Annotated in this window: 14 protein-coding genes; 8 read left to right on the top strand and 6 right to left on the bottom strand. The window is 73.1% G+C overall.

The window, feature by feature from the left end; all coding sequences use genetic code 11:
* Nucleotides 1-61: 61 nt before the first annotated feature.
* The 3 genes from J2X64_RS01310 to J2X64_RS01320 all read right to left on the bottom strand — a co-directional run bounded on the left by J2X64_RS01310 (nucleotide 62) and on the right by J2X64_RS01320 (nucleotide 2,495).
* Nucleotides 62-1,156 (bottom strand): PP2C family protein-serine/threonine phosphatase, encoded by a 1,095-nt coding sequence (locus J2X64_RS01310; protein WP_310148510.1) that lies wholly within the window; start codon nucleotides 1,154-1,156, stop codon nucleotides 62-64.
* A gap of 126 nt (nucleotides 1,157-1,282) precedes the next feature.
* Nucleotides 1,283-1,750 carry a ribose-5-phosphate isomerase gene (locus tag J2X64_RS01315; protein ID WP_310148513.1) on the bottom strand — a complete coding sequence of 156 codons (468 nt, stop codon included), beginning with the start codon at nucleotides 1,748-1,750 and terminating at the stop codon, nucleotides 1,283-1,285.
* A 115-nt stretch (nucleotides 1,751-1,865) separates the two neighbouring features.
* Nucleotides 1,866-2,495 carry a DsbA family protein gene (locus J2X64_RS01320; protein ID WP_397443998.1) on the bottom strand — a complete coding sequence of 210 codons (630 nt, stop codon included), beginning with the start codon at nucleotides 2,493-2,495 and terminating at the stop codon, nucleotides 1,866-1,868.
* Nucleotides 2,496-2,624: 129 nt separating this feature from the next.
* Here J2X64_RS01320 and pepN point away from each other — a divergent pair, with 129 nt between their 5' ends.
* The 6 genes from pepN (at nucleotide 2,625) to J2X64_RS01350 (ending at nucleotide 10,618) form a co-directional block, all read left to right on the top strand.
* A complete protein-coding gene (gene pepN, locus J2X64_RS01325; RefSeq protein ID WP_310148516.1) occupies nucleotides 2,625-5,189 on the top strand; it encodes an aminopeptidase N in 2,565 nt (854 codons plus the stop codon).
* Complete coding sequence (locus tag J2X64_RS01330) at nucleotides 5,182-6,114, top strand: mechanosensitive ion channel family protein (RefSeq protein WP_310148519.1); 933 nt, start codon at nucleotides 5,182-5,184, stop codon at nucleotides 6,112-6,114. The genes pepN and J2X64_RS01330 overlap by 8 nt, the downstream gene beginning before the upstream one ends.
* The gene (locus J2X64_RS01335; RefSeq protein ID WP_310148522.1) at nucleotides 6,111-6,506 is read left to right on the top strand and encodes a globin; all 396 of its coding nucleotides are present in this window, start codon (nucleotides 6,111-6,113) and stop codon (nucleotides 6,504-6,506) included. Before J2X64_RS01330 ends, J2X64_RS01335 begins: the two co-directional genes overlap by 4 nt.
* Before the next feature lie 90 nt (nucleotides 6,507-6,596).
* Nucleotides 6,597-8,300, top strand: coding sequence for a glycoside hydrolase family 13 protein (locus J2X64_RS01340; protein WP_310148525.1), 1,704 nt, complete (start codon nucleotides 6,597-6,599; stop codon nucleotides 8,298-8,300).
* A 114-nt stretch (nucleotides 8,301-8,414) separates the two neighbouring features.
* Nucleotides 8,415-9,209, top strand: coding sequence for a glycerophosphodiester phosphodiesterase (locus J2X64_RS01345; protein WP_310148528.1), 795 nt, complete (start codon nucleotides 8,415-8,417; stop codon nucleotides 9,207-9,209).
* A complete protein-coding gene (locus J2X64_RS01350) occupies nucleotides 9,206-10,618 on the top strand; it encodes an MFS transporter (protein WP_310148531.1) in 1,413 nt (470 codons plus the stop codon). The genes J2X64_RS01345 and J2X64_RS01350 overlap by 4 nt, the downstream gene beginning before the upstream one ends.
* Nucleotides 10,619-10,628: 10 nt before the next feature.
* Here the strand turns inward: J2X64_RS01350 and J2X64_RS01355 are convergent, their stop codons facing one another.
* Nucleotides 10,629-11,528, bottom strand: coding sequence for an NAD(P)-dependent oxidoreductase (locus J2X64_RS01355; RefSeq protein WP_310148534.1), 900 nt, complete (start codon nucleotides 11,526-11,528; stop codon nucleotides 10,629-10,631).
* A gap of 78 nt (nucleotides 11,529-11,606) precedes the next feature.
* Between J2X64_RS01355 and J2X64_RS01360 the strand changes: the two genes are divergently transcribed.
* Both J2X64_RS01360 and J2X64_RS01365 read left to right on the top strand, forming a co-directional pair.
* Nucleotides 11,607-12,194 (top strand): TetR/AcrR family transcriptional regulator, encoded by a 588-nt coding sequence (locus tag J2X64_RS01360; RefSeq protein ID WP_310148537.1) that lies wholly within the window; start codon nucleotides 11,607-11,609, stop codon nucleotides 12,192-12,194.
* Nucleotides 12,191-13,423 (top strand): hypothetical protein, encoded by a 1,233-nt coding sequence (locus J2X64_RS01365; protein WP_310148539.1) that lies wholly within the window; start codon nucleotides 12,191-12,193, stop codon nucleotides 13,421-13,423. Before J2X64_RS01360 ends, J2X64_RS01365 begins: the two co-directional genes overlap by 4 nt.
* A gap of 2 nt (nucleotides 13,424-13,425) precedes the next feature.
* Here J2X64_RS01365 and J2X64_RS01370 read toward each other — a convergent pair whose 3' ends face one another.
* Together J2X64_RS01370 and J2X64_RS01375 are read right to left on the bottom strand one after the other, a co-directional pair.
* Entirely contained in the window at nucleotides 13,426-14,055 is a 630-nt protein-coding gene (locus J2X64_RS01370; RefSeq protein ID WP_310148542.1) for a hypothetical protein, read from the bottom strand.
* Nucleotides 14,052-14,528, bottom strand: a complete 477-nt coding sequence (locus J2X64_RS01375) for a thioesterase family protein (protein ID WP_310148545.1) — start codon at nucleotides 14,526-14,528, stop codon at nucleotides 14,052-14,054. Before J2X64_RS01375 ends, J2X64_RS01370 begins: the two co-directional genes overlap by 4 nt.
* Nucleotides 14,529-14,550 lie beyond the last annotated feature (22 nt).

Genomic DNA, 14,550 nt, shown 5'->3' on the forward strand with positions numbered 1-14,550 from the left:
GCGGGTCGGCAACGCCTGATCGGCACCGCCCGGTCAGCGTGGCGCGGTCAGCGGCGCCCGGTCAGCGGCGCCAGACGAGGACGGCGGCGCGGTCGTCGGTCTCCCCCGCCCGGGCCGCGGCGCACATCCGCGCCACCATGCCCTCGAAGCCCTTGGAGATCATCCGCTCGGCCGTCCCGAGCATGCGGTCGATGCCGTCGCGCAGGTCGCGGTCCCGCACCTCGATGACCCCGTCGGTGTACAGCAGCAGGGCGTCGCCGCGCCCGAGCCGACCCGTGATGCGCGGGAAGGTCAGGCCCTCCGTCACACCCAGCACCGGCCCCTCGTCGCCTTCGAGCACCTCCCACCGACCCGAGCCGGCGTTGAAGCGCACCGCCGGCGGGTGGCCGGCCGAGCCGACGCTGAACTCGCCGGTCTCCAGGTCGAGCATCGCGTGGGCGGCCGTCGCGAATCCCTCGTCCCAGGCCTGGCGCAGCAGGTAGGAGTTGGCGGCCGGCAGGAACCGGTCGACCGGCATCGAGCCCAGCAGCCCGCCGAACGCGCCTGACAGCAGCAGCGACCGCGTGCCGGCGGCGATGCCCTTGCCGGACACGTCGACGAGGACGAGCTCGAGCACCGAGTCCGTCTTGCTGGTGACGACGAAGTCGCCCGAGAACGAGTCGCCGTAGGCGGACAGCACCGCCAGCTCGGCCCCCCAGCCCTCGGGCAGCGGCGGCAGCTCACCTTGCGTGCGCAGGCGGTCCCGCAGGTCCACGAGCATGGACTCGCCGAGGTTGCCCTGGACGCCCAGACGGGCGCGGGACGCCGCCACCCAGAACATCAGCGCCATCATGGCCACGAGCACGACGAACGCGCCGACGAGGGTGGCCTGGGCGCCCCGCTGGAGGACGGTCGTGACACCGGCGACGATGATGACCACGTCCACCAGCGCGAGGCGCCGTGGCGGCAGGAACAACCCGGCGAGCACGGCGACCGGGATGTACGCGGAGAACGGCACCGTGCTCGGCCAGCGGGTCATGGCCCAGCAGAGGACCCCCGCGGCGACGAGGAGGACGAGCACCGTCCCGGCGTTGCCCCACCGGACCCACCGGGCCCGGCCGCGCTGGACCCGGGACGCGAGGGCTCGGCGTACGAGCAGCGTCCTGTCGACGTCCAACGTATGAGGTCCTTCGGCAAGGCGGGGGGCGGTGGCCCCGCTACGTCGCGGCAACGGGCTCGGCCCCTCCCGATCCCTGCGCACACCCTAGTGGCGGGTCCTGCGCCCCCGCGGCATTTCCACAGATCAGGGAAGGGGCGGGAGGGTCCCGGTACTCTCGTACTCGCCGACCATCGCGATCCGCCGCTCGTGCCGCGGAGCCTTCGAGAACGGCGTCGCCAGGAAGGTCCGGACCATGTCCTTGGCCTCCTCGACGGTGTTCATCCGGCCGCCGATCGAGATGACCTGGGCGTTGTTGTGCTCGCGCGCCAGCTGGGCCAGCTCGGTGTTGTAGCACAGGGCGGCGCGGATGCCCGCGACCTTGTTGGCCGCCATCTGCTCGCCGTTGCCCGAGCCGCCGAGCACGACGCCCAGCGACTCGGGGTCGGCCGCCACCGCCTCTGCGGCGCGCAGCACGAAGACCGGGTAGTCGTCCTCGGCGTCGTAGGAGTGGGCACCGTGGTTCGTGACCTCGTGCCCCTCGGACTCCAGGAACGAGACGAGCTCGTTCAACAGGTCGTATGCCGCGTGGTCGCCGCCGATGTGGACGCGCATGGTGGTGTTCTCCGTCTCCTGCTCAGGCTGTCGTCAGTCTGTACCAGTGCGCCTGACTCCTCGGCGCTCCGGTCCTCGCTCGCTGGCGCTCGCTGCGATCCTCGCGCTGTCGTCGTCAGTCGAAGATGGGACCGACGGTGCGGCTGCGCTTCAGCTCGTAGAAGCCGGGGGTGCCGGCGACCAGCACGCACCCGTCCCACAGCTTCCCGGCCGCCTCGCCCTTCGGGGCGGGGGTCACGACCGGGCCGAAGAAGGCCTCGCCGTTGACCGCCACGACCGGCGTGCCCACGTCGTCGCCCACCAGGTCGATCGCGCGCTGGTGGCTGGCGCGCAGCTCGTCGTCGAGGTCGTCCTTCTCGGCGTACTGCGCCAGCTCCACCGGCAGCCCGACCTCCTCGAGGGCGGGGACGATGACCTGGGCGAAGTCCTTCTCACCACCGAGGTGGATCCGCGTGCCCATGGCGTCGTAGAGCGGCTTGGTGACCTCCACGCCGTGCTCGCGGCGCGCGGCCATGATGACCCGGACCGGGCCCCAGCCCTTGTCCATCATCGCCCGGTACTCCTCGGGCAGGTCACGGCCCTCGTTGAGCACGGACAGGCTCATCACCGACCAGGTCACGTCGACGGGACGGACCTTCTCGACCTCCATCATCCAGCGGGAGGTCATCCACGCCCACGGGCAGAGCGGGTCGAACCAGAACTCGGCGGCGGAGCGGGTGGTCGATACGTCGGTCGCAGCACTCACACGCCCAATCCTGCCACTGGCCCGGCGGCCGGTCGCGCCGGGTGGTGGGGACCCCGGGTGCGCCCTCCCGGGGTCGGTCGCCCGTGACAGGATGGGCCGACCCCTGGACACCCACCGCAGGAGCTGTTTGTGCCTGGCAAGAACCTGACCCGCGACGAGGCGGCCGAGCGCGCCGGTCTCGTGCACGTCGACCACTACGACATCGCCCTCGACCTCACCACGTCCGAGACGACGTTCCGCAGCACGACGACGGTCACCTTCACGAGCACCCGCCCCGGTGAGGGCACCTTCATCGACCTCATCGCCCCCTCGGTCGAGGCGATCACCCTCAACGGCGAGTCGCTCGACCCGGCCACCCACTTCGACGGCGTGCGGGTCACGATCCCGACCACCGCCGAGCAGAACACGCTCACCGTCGACGCGACCGCGGCATACACGAACACCGGTGAGGGGCTGCACCGCCTCGTGGACCCGGTCGACGGCGAGGTCTACCTCTACTCCCAGTTCGAGGTGGCCGACTGCCGGCGGGTCTTCACCGTCTTCGAGCAGCCCGACCTCAAGGCGACCTACGGCTTCAACGTGACCGCGCCGGACCACTGGCAGGTCGTCTCCAACTCCCCCACCCCCGAGCCTGCGCCGGTGCGCGAGGGCGTGGCCACCTGGGCGTTCGCCCCGACCGCGCGGATGTCCTGCTACATCACCGCGCTCGTGGCCGGCCCGTATGCCGTGGTGCGCGACGAGGTGCAGACGCGCAAGGGCACCGTGCCGCTCGGCATCTTCTGCCGTCGCTCGATGCTGGAGTTCCTCGACGCCGACAACGTCTTCGAGCTCACCAAGAAGGGGTTCGCCTTCTTCGAGGAGGAGTTCGACTGCGAGTACCCGTTCGAGAAGTACGACCAGCTCTTCACGCCCGAGTACAACATGGGCGCGATGGAGAACGCCGGCGCCGTCACCATCAGCGAGATCTACGTCTTCCGGTCCAAGGTGACCGAGGCGATGGTCGAGCGCCGCGGCGTGACGATCCTGCACGAGCTCGCGCACATGTGGTTCGGCGACCTCGTCACCATGAAGTGGTGGAACGACCTGTGGCTCAACGAGTCGTTCGCCGAGTGGGCCTCGACCACGTGCCAGGCCGAGGCCACCGAGTGGGAGAGCGCCTGGACCACCTTCGGGATCGCCGAGAAGGCGTGGGCGTACCGCCAGGACCAGCTGTCCTCGACGCACCCGATCGTGGCGCCGATCCGCGACCTGCAGGACGTCGAGGTCAACTTCGACGGCATCACCTACGCCAAGGGCGCGTCGGTGCTCAAGCAGCTCGTCGCCTACGTCGGCCGCGAGCCGTTCCGCGACGGCCTGCGCGCGTACTTCGCCAAGCACGCGTGGGGCAACACCACGCTCGACGACCTGCTGTCCGAGCTCGAGACGACCTCCGGCCGTGACCTCGGCGCGTGGTCCAAGCTCTGGCTCGAGACCGCCGGCGTCAACACCCTGCGCCCGGTCGTCGAGACCGACGACCAGGGGCTGCTGTCCTCGGTCGTGATCGAGCAGACCGCGGTCGAGGAGTACCCCACGCTGCGCCCGCACCGCCTCGCCGTCGGCCTCTACGACGTCGACACCGCCGAGGACGGCACCACCAGCCTCGTGCGCACCCACCGGGTCGAGCTCGACGTCGACGGCGAGAGCACCCCGGTGCCCGAGCTGGTCGGTCGTCCGGCCCCGGACCTGCTGCTCGTCAACGACGACGACCTTGCCTACGCCAAGATCCGCCTCGACGAGCGCTCGCTCGCCACCGCGCTGGCCCACACCCGGTCGTTCGCCGACAGCCTGCCCCGGGCCCTCGTGCTCGGCGCCGCGTGGGACATGACCCGCGACGCCGAGATGCCCGGGCGCGACTTCGTCGACCTCGTCCTCACCACGCTGTCCGGCGAGACGAACTCCACGATGCTCCGCACCCTGCTCGGGCAGCTGCGCACCACGCTGGAGATGTACGTCGCCCCCGACCACCGTGCCGAGGCCGTGAGCACCGCCTCCGCGCGGCTGCGCGCGCTGGCCGAGGCTGCGACCCCGGGCAGCGACGCCCAGCTGCAGCTGCTCACCACGTATGCCGGCGTGCAGCCGGGTGGCGACCACGCGCGGTGGGTGCGCGCCCTGTACGACGGCTCCGACGTGCTCGAGGGGCTGGCCGTCGACACCGACATGCGCTGGACCCTGCTGACCTCGCTCGCCTCGGTCGGCGCAGCCACCGAGGAGGAGGTCGACGCCGAGAAGGAGCGCGACAACACCGCGACCGGCCGCGAGCGGTGGGCCCGCGCCCTGGCGTCCATCCCCACCGCCGAGATGAAGGCGGCCGCCTGGCGGCGCGCGGTCGAGGAGGACGGCCTGCCGAACTCGGTCATCGAGGCGATCGCCCTGGGCTTCACGACGGTGCACGACGTGTCGCTGCTCGAGCCCTACGTCGCGAGGTACCACCAGATGCTCGACACGGTGGAGTCCAAGGGCTCGCACGCGATCGTCGAGATCCTGGTGACCGGCTTCTACCCGATGGTGCTGGCCAACCAGGAGCTGCACGACGCGACCCAGCAGTGGCTCGACACCCACCCCGACGCGCCTGCGGCGCTGAGGCGCCTGGTGGTCGAGAACCGCGACCCGGTCGCGCGCGCCCTGCGCGCCCAGGCACGGGACGCCGATGCTTGATCACGTCGTGCAGGAGCTGACCAAGCTCACCTGGAAGGGGACCCTGGACTGGTTCCTCGGCGCCCCGCTCCAGATCGTCGTGGTGGTCCTCATCGCGCTCCTGGCGCGCTGGGTCCTGCTGCGCTCCATCGGCCGCACCGTCCAGGTCACCCTGGCCCGCGCCGACGCCCGGCGGGCCCAGGAGCCGGGTCGCGCCCGCCGCGCGATCGCCAGTGCCACGGGCACCGCCCACGAGCGGCACCGCCAGCGGACGCTGACGATGGGGTCGCTGCTGCGCAGCACCGTCACCTTCGTCATCGCCCTCATCACGATCCTGACCGTGATGGGGATCGTGGGCATCAACCTCGCGCCGGTGCTTGCCACGGCCGGCGTCGGTGGCGTCGCCCTCGGCTTCGGCGCGCAGAGCCTGGTCAAGGACTTCCTGTCAGGGATCTTCATGATCCTCGAGGACCAGTACGGCGTGGGCGACGTCATCGACACCGGTGAGGCCATCGGCACCGTCGAGGAGGTCTCGCTGCGCGTCACGCGGCTGCGCGACGGGCAGGGCGTCGTCTGGTACATCCGCAACGGCGAGATCGTCCGGATCGGCAACAAGAGCCAGGGCTGGTCGACGGCGGTCGTGGACCTGCCGGTCGCCTACAGCGAGAACCTCGAGAAGGTCATCCCGCTCATCCGCGACGTGGTGCACCGGCTCGACGAGGACGAGGCCTGGCAGGACAAGCTCCTCGAGGAGCCGCAGGTCGTGGGGGTCGAGTCGATGACCGGCTCGGTCATCACGATCCGGGTGCTCGCCAAGACCGCGCCCGAACAGCAGTACGGCATCTCCCGCGAGATCCGCGAGCGGGTCAAGGCGGCCTTCGACGAGAACGGCATCAAGGCGCCGGTCATGACGCCGTTCGGTCCGGGTCCGGTGGGCGGCCGATGAGCACCCCCGGACAGCCGACGAGCTTCTACGACCAGGTGGGCGGGCACGAGACGTTCCGCAGGCTGGTCGCCGAGTTCTACCGCGGGGTGGCGCAGGACGAGCCGCTCAAGGCGCTGTACCCGGAGGAGGACCTCGGCCCCGCCGAGGAGCGGCTGCGCATGTTCCTCGAGCAGTACTGGGGCGGCCCGACGACGTACTCCGAGCAGCGCGGCCACCCCCGCCTGCGGATGCGGCACCACCCCTTCAAGGTGACGCCTGCCCAGCGCGACCGGTGGCTGCACCACATGATGGCGGCGGTCGACACCCTCGACCTCGCCCCGGCCGACGACCTGCTCCTGCGCGACTACCTCGAGCGTGCGGCGCACTCGCTGGTGAACTCGCTCGACGAGTAGCCCGCAGGCCACCGGAGCCGCGTGCCCGGCATACGGTCACCGGCGGGGTGGATTTCGTCCTGTGGGGGCCATGCGGGAGCATGGTTCCCCGTGACTGACACGCTCTCCACGGACCTCGTCCACCACGCAGACTCCGCCGACGCCGCGTGGTGGCGGCACGCTGTCATCTACCAGATCTACCCGCGGTCGTGGGCCGACTCCGACGGTGACGGCGTGGGCGACCTGCCCGGCGTGACCGCCCGCCTGGAGCACCTGCGCGACCTCGGTGTCGACGCCGTCTGGTTCAGCCCCTTCTACACCTCCCCGCAGGCCGACGCCGGCTACGACGTCGCCGACTACCGCGACATCGACCGGCTCTTCGGGACCCTCGAGGACGCCGACGCGATGGTGGCGCGCGCGCACGAGCTCGGCCTCAAGGTGATCGTCGACCTCGTCCCGAACCACACCAGCGACGAGCACGTGTGGTTCCAGGAGGCGCTCGCCTCCGCCCCTGGCTCCCCCGAGCGCAACCGGTACATCTTCCGCGACGGCCGCGGCCCCGGTGGCGACGAGCCGCCGAACGACTGGCACTCCGTCTTCGGTGGTGCCGGCTGGACCCGCGTCACCGAGGCCGACGGCACGCCCGGCCAGTGGTACCTGCACCTGTTCGACTCCAAGCAGCCCGACCTCAACTGGGACAACGACGAGGTCCACGCCGAGTTCGAGTCGATCCTGCGCTTCTGGCTCGACCGGGGCATCGACGGCTTCCGCGTCGACGTCGCCCACGGCCTCATCAAGGAGCCGGGCCTGCCCGACTACGATGCCGAGCTGCACATCCTCGACGGCGAGCTCAAGCCCGGTGCGCCCAAGCCGCCCATGTGGGACCAGGACGGCGTGCACGAGGTCTACCGCGCGTGGCGCAAGATCCTCGACGGCTACGGCGAGCCCGACCGCATCCTGTGCGCCGAGGCCTGGGTGCGGCCGCAGGAGCGCGCGGTCCGCTACGTCCGCCCGGACGAGATGCACCAGACGTTCAACTTCGACTTCCTGCAGTCGCAGTGGCGGGCCGCCGACCTTCGCGCCGTCATCGACACCTCGCTCGCCGCGGCCGACTCGGTCGGCGCCCCGAGCACCTGGGTCCTGTCGAACCACGACACCGTCCGGCACGCGTCGCGCCTCGGGCTGCCCGTGGGCGAGCGCCGCCCCAACGGCATCAGCGCCGACGACCCGCAGCCCGACCGCGAGCTCGGCCTGCGTCGTGCCCGCGCCGCGTCCACCCTCATGCTGGCCCTGCCGGGCAGCGCCTACGTCTACCAGGGCGAGGAGCTCGGGCTGCCGGACTCGACCGACATGCCGGCCGAGTTCCGCCAGGACCCGACGTTCATCCGCACGCAGGGCAAGGAGATCGGTCGCGACGGCTGCCGCGTGCCGATCCCCTGGGTCAAGGACGCGCCGTCGTTCGGCTTCGGCCCCTCGGAGGCGACCTGGCTGCCGCAGCCCGCGGTCTACGGCGAGTACGCCGTCGACCAGCAGGTCGGGGTCGAGGGCTCGACCCTCGAGCTCTACCGCGACCTCCTGCGCGTGCGCCGCGAGCGCGAGCTGGGCACCGGCGGCCTCGCCGACCTCGTCGGCTACGGCGACGACGTCGTGGCGCTGGTCAACACCGGCCAGGGCGAGCCGACGCTCGTGCTGACCAACCTCGGCGCCGAGCCGGTGGCCCTGCCGGAGGGCTCGACCGTCCTGGTGGCCTCGGGTCCGCTGACCGAGGACGGCCTCGTGCCGACCGACACCACGGTCTGGGCCACCACCTCCTGAGCCCAGCGGTGTGACCGTCCCCGACCGGCCGACGCCCGGTCGCGGACGACCGCTGCCGGTCCCGTCGGGACCACCCGACGGGACCGGCGGCGGCGCGCACGGCAGACTGACGCCGTGCGAGCCGCCGACTTCGCGTACTTCGACGCCCCGACCCCGATCGGCCTGGCCCACCGGGGCGGCGCGAAGCTGGCGGACAACCTCCACCTCGAGAACAGCCTCGCCGCGTTCCGGCGCGCGGTGGACCTCGGCTACCGCTACCTCGAGACCGACGTCCACGCCACGAGCGACGGCGTCCTGCTGGCCTTCCACGACGCCGTCCTCGACCGGGTGACCGACAGGGCGGGCCGGATCGCCGATCTCCCGTGGTCGGTGGTGCGCTCGGCCCGGATCAACGGCACCGAGCCCATCCCGCTGCTGTCGGACCTCCTCGAGGAGCTGCCGACCGCGCGGCTCAACATCGACGTGAAGGCGCCCGGGGCCGTTGCACCCCTGGCCGAGGTCGTCGCCCGGCACGGGGCGGTCGACCGGGTCTGCGTCGGTTCCTTCTCCGACCGGCGCCTGCGTGCGGTGCGCCGGCTCCTCGGCCCCGGGCTGGCGACCTCGGCCGGTCCTGCGGAGGTCGCCGCCCTGCGCTTCGCCCCCGAACGCCTGGCGCAGTGGCTGCGCTCCCCCGCCGCCGCGCTGCAGGTCCCCACCGCCCACGTGGTCGGCGGCCGCACCGTCGAGCTCGTCACCCCCGAGCTGCTCGACCGCGCCCACGGCATGGGCAAGCACGTACACGTCTGGACCGTCGACGACGCCCAGGAGATGCACCGGCTGCTCGACCTCGGGGTCGACGGGATCGTCTCCGACCGCATCGACACCCTTGCCGAGGTGCTGGCCGAGCGCGGCGTACCGTTGAGCGGGTGACCAGCCCCGCACCGACCGCGAGGACGACGGCGGCCGGCGCCGGGGGCGGGGTCTTCGGCCCGGCACACGCCCTCGTCTCGCTGGCGCTGGTGGCGCTCATCACCGTCATCGCCTTCGAGGGGATGGCCGTGTCGACGGCCATGCCGCAGGCCGCCCGTGAGCTCGACGCGGTCCGCTCCTACGGGCTCGCCTTCTCGGTCATGCTCACCACCCAGCTGCTCGGCATCGTCCTCGCCGGCGTGTGGTGCGACCGCTCCGGCCCCCTCCCGTCGCTGTATGCCGGCCAGCTCCTCTTCGCGGCCGGCTGTGCCGTGTGCGGTGCGTCCGGCACGTTCGGGCTGTTCCTCGTGGGGCGCGGCGTCGCCGGACTGGGCGCGGGCCTCATCATCGTGGCGGGGTACGTCGTCATCGGCCGCGTCTACCCGGACTCGTTGCGCCCCAAGGTGTTCAGCGTCATCTCCGCCGCGTGGGTGCTGCCGTCGCTCCTCGGGCCGCCGATCGCGGCCTGGGTGACGACGACGTGGTCCTGGCGGTGGGTGTTCTGGCTCGTCGTCGCGCCGGTGGTCCTGGCGATGACGATGGTGCTGAGCCGCCGCGCCCAGATCGCCGCGGCGGACGACGGCATCGACGCCTCGAGCCGCGACCACCGTGCGCACACGAGGGCCGCCTGGTTCGGGCTGCTCATCGCCGCCTCCGCCGGCGCCCTCCAGTGGGGCACGCACGACCTGTCGGCTCAGTGGTCGGTGCAGACCGCGGTCGCCGTCGTGGGGGTCGCCGGGATCGCGGTCGCGGCACCGCTGCTGCTGCCGGCCGGGACGTGGCTGCTGCGGCGCGGTCTGCCGTCGGTGATGCTGGCCCGGTTCCTGCTGACCTGCTCCTTCTTCGGGACGATCACCTACATCCCGCTCATGCTGGTCAACGAGCGGGGCCAGTCCCTCGGCACGGCCGGCACGATCCTCGCGGTGGGGTCGCTCGGCTGGTCCGCGGGCTCCTGGGTCCAGGGCCGTGACCGCTGGGCCGGCCGGCGCGACCACCTCGTGGTGGCCGGTGGCGTGCTGCTGACGGCGGGCCTGCTCGGCGTCGTCGCCGTCACCCACTTCGCTTGGCACCCGTGGCTCATCGCCCTCGCCCTGGTGGCCTGCGGCACCGGGATGGGGCTCGGCACCGCGAGCCTCTCGGTGCTGTCGCTGACGCTCACTCCCCCGGCCGACCACGGGGCGACGTCGTCGTCGCTGCAGCTGGCCGATGTCCTCGGCTCGGTGATCGGGATCGCAGCGGCCGGTGCGGTGTTCGCCGCGCTGCACACCCGCGCGGGGCAGGACGTGCCGGTCTTCGTCGGCATGTGGCTCGGGCTGAGCGCGGTCGCGGCCTGCGTGGTGCTCGCCGGCTCCCGCATCCGCGCCCGCTGACGCGCGGCGGTCACGCCTTGGCCGCGGCGGCCACGCGTCCGGCCCGCGAGCGCTCCCGCACCGCCTCGAGCACCACGGCCATGTCGAGGTCGCCCCAGCCGTCCGCGACCGCCTCGGCGAACAGGTCGCGGCAGACGTCCGCCACCGGGGTGGCCAGCCCGGCCCGGCGTCCCGCCGCGACGATGAGCTCGGCGTTCATCAGCACGTCCGCCGCCCCCGCCTGCACCTCGTAGTCGCCGTCGAGCAGCTTCCCCAGCTTCGCGCGGGCGACGGTGCTGGCCATCGGCCCCTCCTCCACCACCCGGCGGAAGGTCTCGAGGTCCAGCCCGTGCTCGGCGGCGAAGTGGAACGCCTCGACGAGCCCGGTCACCTGGGTGATGAGGAACAGGTTCACCGCGAGCTTGGTCAGCAGGGCGGAGCCGACCCCGCCCGTCTCGACGACCGCACGGCCCAGCGGCTGCAGCACCGGGGACACCGCGGCCCTCACCGCCTCGTCACCGGCCAGCATGACGACGAGCTGGGCCGCCTCCGCGACGGGACGTGACCCGGAGACGGGCGCCTCGGCATACCGGCCCCCGGCCCGGACGACGTCGCGGGAGAGGCGCACGGAGAACTCCGGTGACGTCGTGCCCATGTGCACCACGGTCCGGTCGGCCACCAGGGCGTCGAAGCGAGGCGTGTGGCGCCCGAGGACCCTGTCGAGCACCTCCTCCGAGGCGAGCATGAGGAGGACCACGTCCGCGGCGGCGAAGACCTCGGCGACGTCTCCCGCGACACGGGCGCCGACACGGCCGAGCTCGTCGGCCGCAGCCGGCGACCGGTTCCAGACGACCAGGTCCGTGCCGGCGCCCAGCAGGGTGAGCGCCATCGGACGCCCCATGACACCCAGTCCCACGAACCCGACGACCATCGCGCACCTCCAACGCGCCGACTACTATGACGCCTGTCATAGTAGTCATGGATATGACGGTCGTCATAGAGTCGACGCGTGAACAGCGACAGTCGCACCCATCGCGAGAACATGGTCTACGTGGCAGCGCAGAAGCTGCGCGAGCAGGGCGTCGCGGGGGCTGCGCTGCGCACGGTCGCCGCGGAGGCCGGTGCTCCACGCGGCTCCCTCCAGCACTACTTCCCCGGCGGAAAGGACCAGCTGGTCACCGAGGCGCTCGCGTGGGCGGGTGGCTTCGCGGCCTCGCGGGTCACCGCGTACCTGGAGCGCGCGCGCACGCCCAGCCCCTCCGGCCTGTTCACCGCCGTCGTGCGCGAGTGGGTCGACGAGCTCGAGCGGCGCGACTTCGCGCGTGGCTGCCCGGTGGCCGCCACGGTCGTCGACTGCGCCGAGGGCAGCGAGGACCTGCGCCGGGCGGCGGCGGACGCGCTCGCCACCTGGCAGCGGCCCCTGCGTGAGGGGTTCGCCTCCATGGGCGTGCCCCGGCGGCGCGCCGGCTCACTGGCGGTCCTGGCGCTCTCCGCCCTCGAGGGCGCGGTCATCCTGTCCCGGGCGGACCACGACACCGCGCCCCTGCGGACGGTGGCGCGCGAGCTCGGACCACTTCTGGACGCCGCCCGGCCGTGACCGTCCCGCGGGCCACGACCCGGCTGCTCCCGGCGGTCACCGCGACGCTGGTGGCGCTGGCGGCCCTGGCAGGAGCGCTGGTGGGTTGCAGCGGCTCGCAGGGGCCGGCGCCCGCACCGACGGCCCGGCCACTCGCCTGGTCGCCCGTCCCGCTCCCGCGCGGCGACGTACCCCTCACCCTGGCGACCTCCGCCGCCTCACCGGGTGCCGTCATCGTCGGGGCCACCTCGTCCACCGGCCCCGCCCTCTGGTCGGTGGGGGCCGACGGACGCAGCCTCGTCGCAGTGCCGCTCTCCCCGCACAGCACCTACGCCCACCCGGCCCGCTGGGCCTACCTGGCCGTGGACGGACAGCACGTGGTCGGGGTGGGACGCGCCACCGGCGGCGCGCACGGCCTGCCCCGGTGGACGGTGTGGGACGGCAGCACCACCGGCGTGCAGGAGCGTCCGCAGCCGTTCGAGACCTTCGGCGGGCCGAGGGCGGGTGGCTTGGCGGCAGTCGCCACCGGCGCCGGACGGGACGTCGTGGTCGGCGCCTGGGACGACGGCGGACCCGGCCTCGACGGAGCGGTCTGGCTGCGGAGCGCCGGGCGGTGGGACCGCCTGCCGGGCGGCGGCACCGCGCTGGCCAGCACGTCCACGGACCTGGTGCAGGTCGCGTCCGTCGGCCTCACGGGCACGTCCGGCGACCCGCCCACGGTCGTCGTCGCCGGTGCCGCCACGGACCTCTCCGGCTCGGCGCCCTCCCAGCACCCCGTCGCCTGGACGTCACGGGACCCGCGCGGACCGTGGCAGCGCCACGACCTCCCCGGGACGACCTCGGCGGCCCGCGTGACGGGGAGCACCTGTGACCGCACCGGCTGCTGGCTCGTCGGCACCGACGGCGACGTCGCCGCCCTGTGGCGCCTCACCGCGCGCTCGGCACCGTCCCCGGAGGGTCCGGACGTCGCGGATCCGGACGTCGTGGTGGACCGGGTGCCGCTACCCGGCACCGTCGCCACCACGTCGGCCACCGGGGCCCTGACGGCGCTCGACGGCGCGACCCTCTGGGTGGTCGTGCGCGGTCACTCTGGGGCAGCGCTCGTCCGCCGGGACGGCGCCGGGACGTGGTCCGTGTGGGCCGCACCGACGGGCGACGTGCAGGCGGTGGCCGCCCGGAGCGGGCTCCTCGCCGTCGTCGTCCGGGCCGCAGGCGGGACGAGACGGGTGCTCGTCGCAGCCGTGCGCTGAGCTCAGCGCACGAGGACGTGCCCGACGGGCGTCGACAGCCGGGTCCACCGGCCGTGCGTCCACACCGTCACCTCGGCGCCCGGGGCACTGAACCCGAGGACGTATGCCGCGAACGCCCCGCCCGCGGGCACCGGCGGCGTCGTCGCGGTCGCCCGCGCCCACACCTGCCTGCGCAGCGCCGTCACCGCGTGGCCGCCGGCCTCGGCCGGCGCACCCTCGGCGACCTCCGAGATCCCTTGCCGCGCCACGGCATTCAGCTCGTCGGCCGACACGACACCCACCCGCTCCCAGCCGGACCGCGGGGGCGACAGCGCCGCCCACGGGACCCGCACGGTCGTCGGTGGCACGGACAGCTCGGTCGCCGCCTGGTCCCGCGCCACCCGGTCGAGGACGCCCGCGAGCGGCACGGTGGTGTCGAGCTCAGCGGGCTCGGCCAGCGACATGACGCGCAGCCCGAGCACCGCACCCTCGCCCATCAGCCCGGCACCGGGCAGCACCGAGACGTAGCCGGCGAGGGTGGTGCCGGCGGCCTGGAGGCGGATCGCCCCGTCGTCGTCGACGACCTTGGCGCGACGGACGTACGCCGCGAGGTCGGCCAGGCCCTGCGCGTCCGGGAAGCGGAACGTGGTCACCGGCGCCGCCACCGGAACGGCGTCGGGTCGCCGGCGTGGGCCTGCAGGACGGCGCGCAGCGCGTCGTCCATGCGCCGGGGTCGGGCGGTGGCGAAGTCGTAGAGGACCAGGGTCGTCTCGGCCCGGGCGAAGACCGTCTCGCCCTGCTCCCCCTCGCGGCCGTCGCGCACCTCGTAGCCGAGGTCGAAGCCCGCGCCGCCGATCCGGGTCGGCCACATCTCCACGGCGATCGGGGCGACGCGGAACAGCAGCGGCGCGAGGTACTCGATCTCGTGCCGGGCCACGAGGATGCCCTCGGACAGCACGGACCGGTCCTGCCCGAACCACTCCTCGAACCCGATGACGCGTGCGTCCTCCAGCAGCCGCAGGAACTGCACGTTGTTGACGTGGCCGTAGGCGTCCATGTCGCTCCAGCGCAGCGGCACGTTGACGCGGTAGCGCTCCGGCGGGGGCGTCGCCTGGTCCTCGGACATGGGGACATCCTCGCAGGGCTGT

Origin of the sequence: Phycicoccus sp. 3266 (assembly GCF_031456495.1) — a bacterium.
GTDB lineage: Bacteria > Actinomycetota > Actinomycetes > Actinomycetales > Dermatophilaceae > Pedococcus.

Coding starts and splice junctions, on each gene's coding strand:
- J2X64_RS01355 (WP_310148534.1), bottom strand. CDS start 11,528: ATGGTCGTCGGGTTCGTGGGACTGGGTGTCATGGGGCGTCCGATGGCG.
- J2X64_RS01315 (WP_310148513.1), bottom strand. CDS start 1,750: ATGCGCGTCCACATCGGCGGCGACCACGCGGCATACGACCTGTTGAAC.
- J2X64_RS01330 (WP_310148519.1), top strand. CDS start 5,182: ATGCTTGATCACGTCGTGCAGGAGCTGACCAAGCTCACCTGGAAGGGG.
- J2X64_RS01335 (WP_310148522.1), top strand. CDS start 6,111: ATGAGCACCCCCGGACAGCCGACGAGCTTCTACGACCAGGTGGGCGGG.
- J2X64_RS01375 (WP_310148545.1), bottom strand. CDS start 14,528: ATGTCCGAGGACCAGGCGACGCCCCCGCCGGAGCGCTACCGCGTCAAC.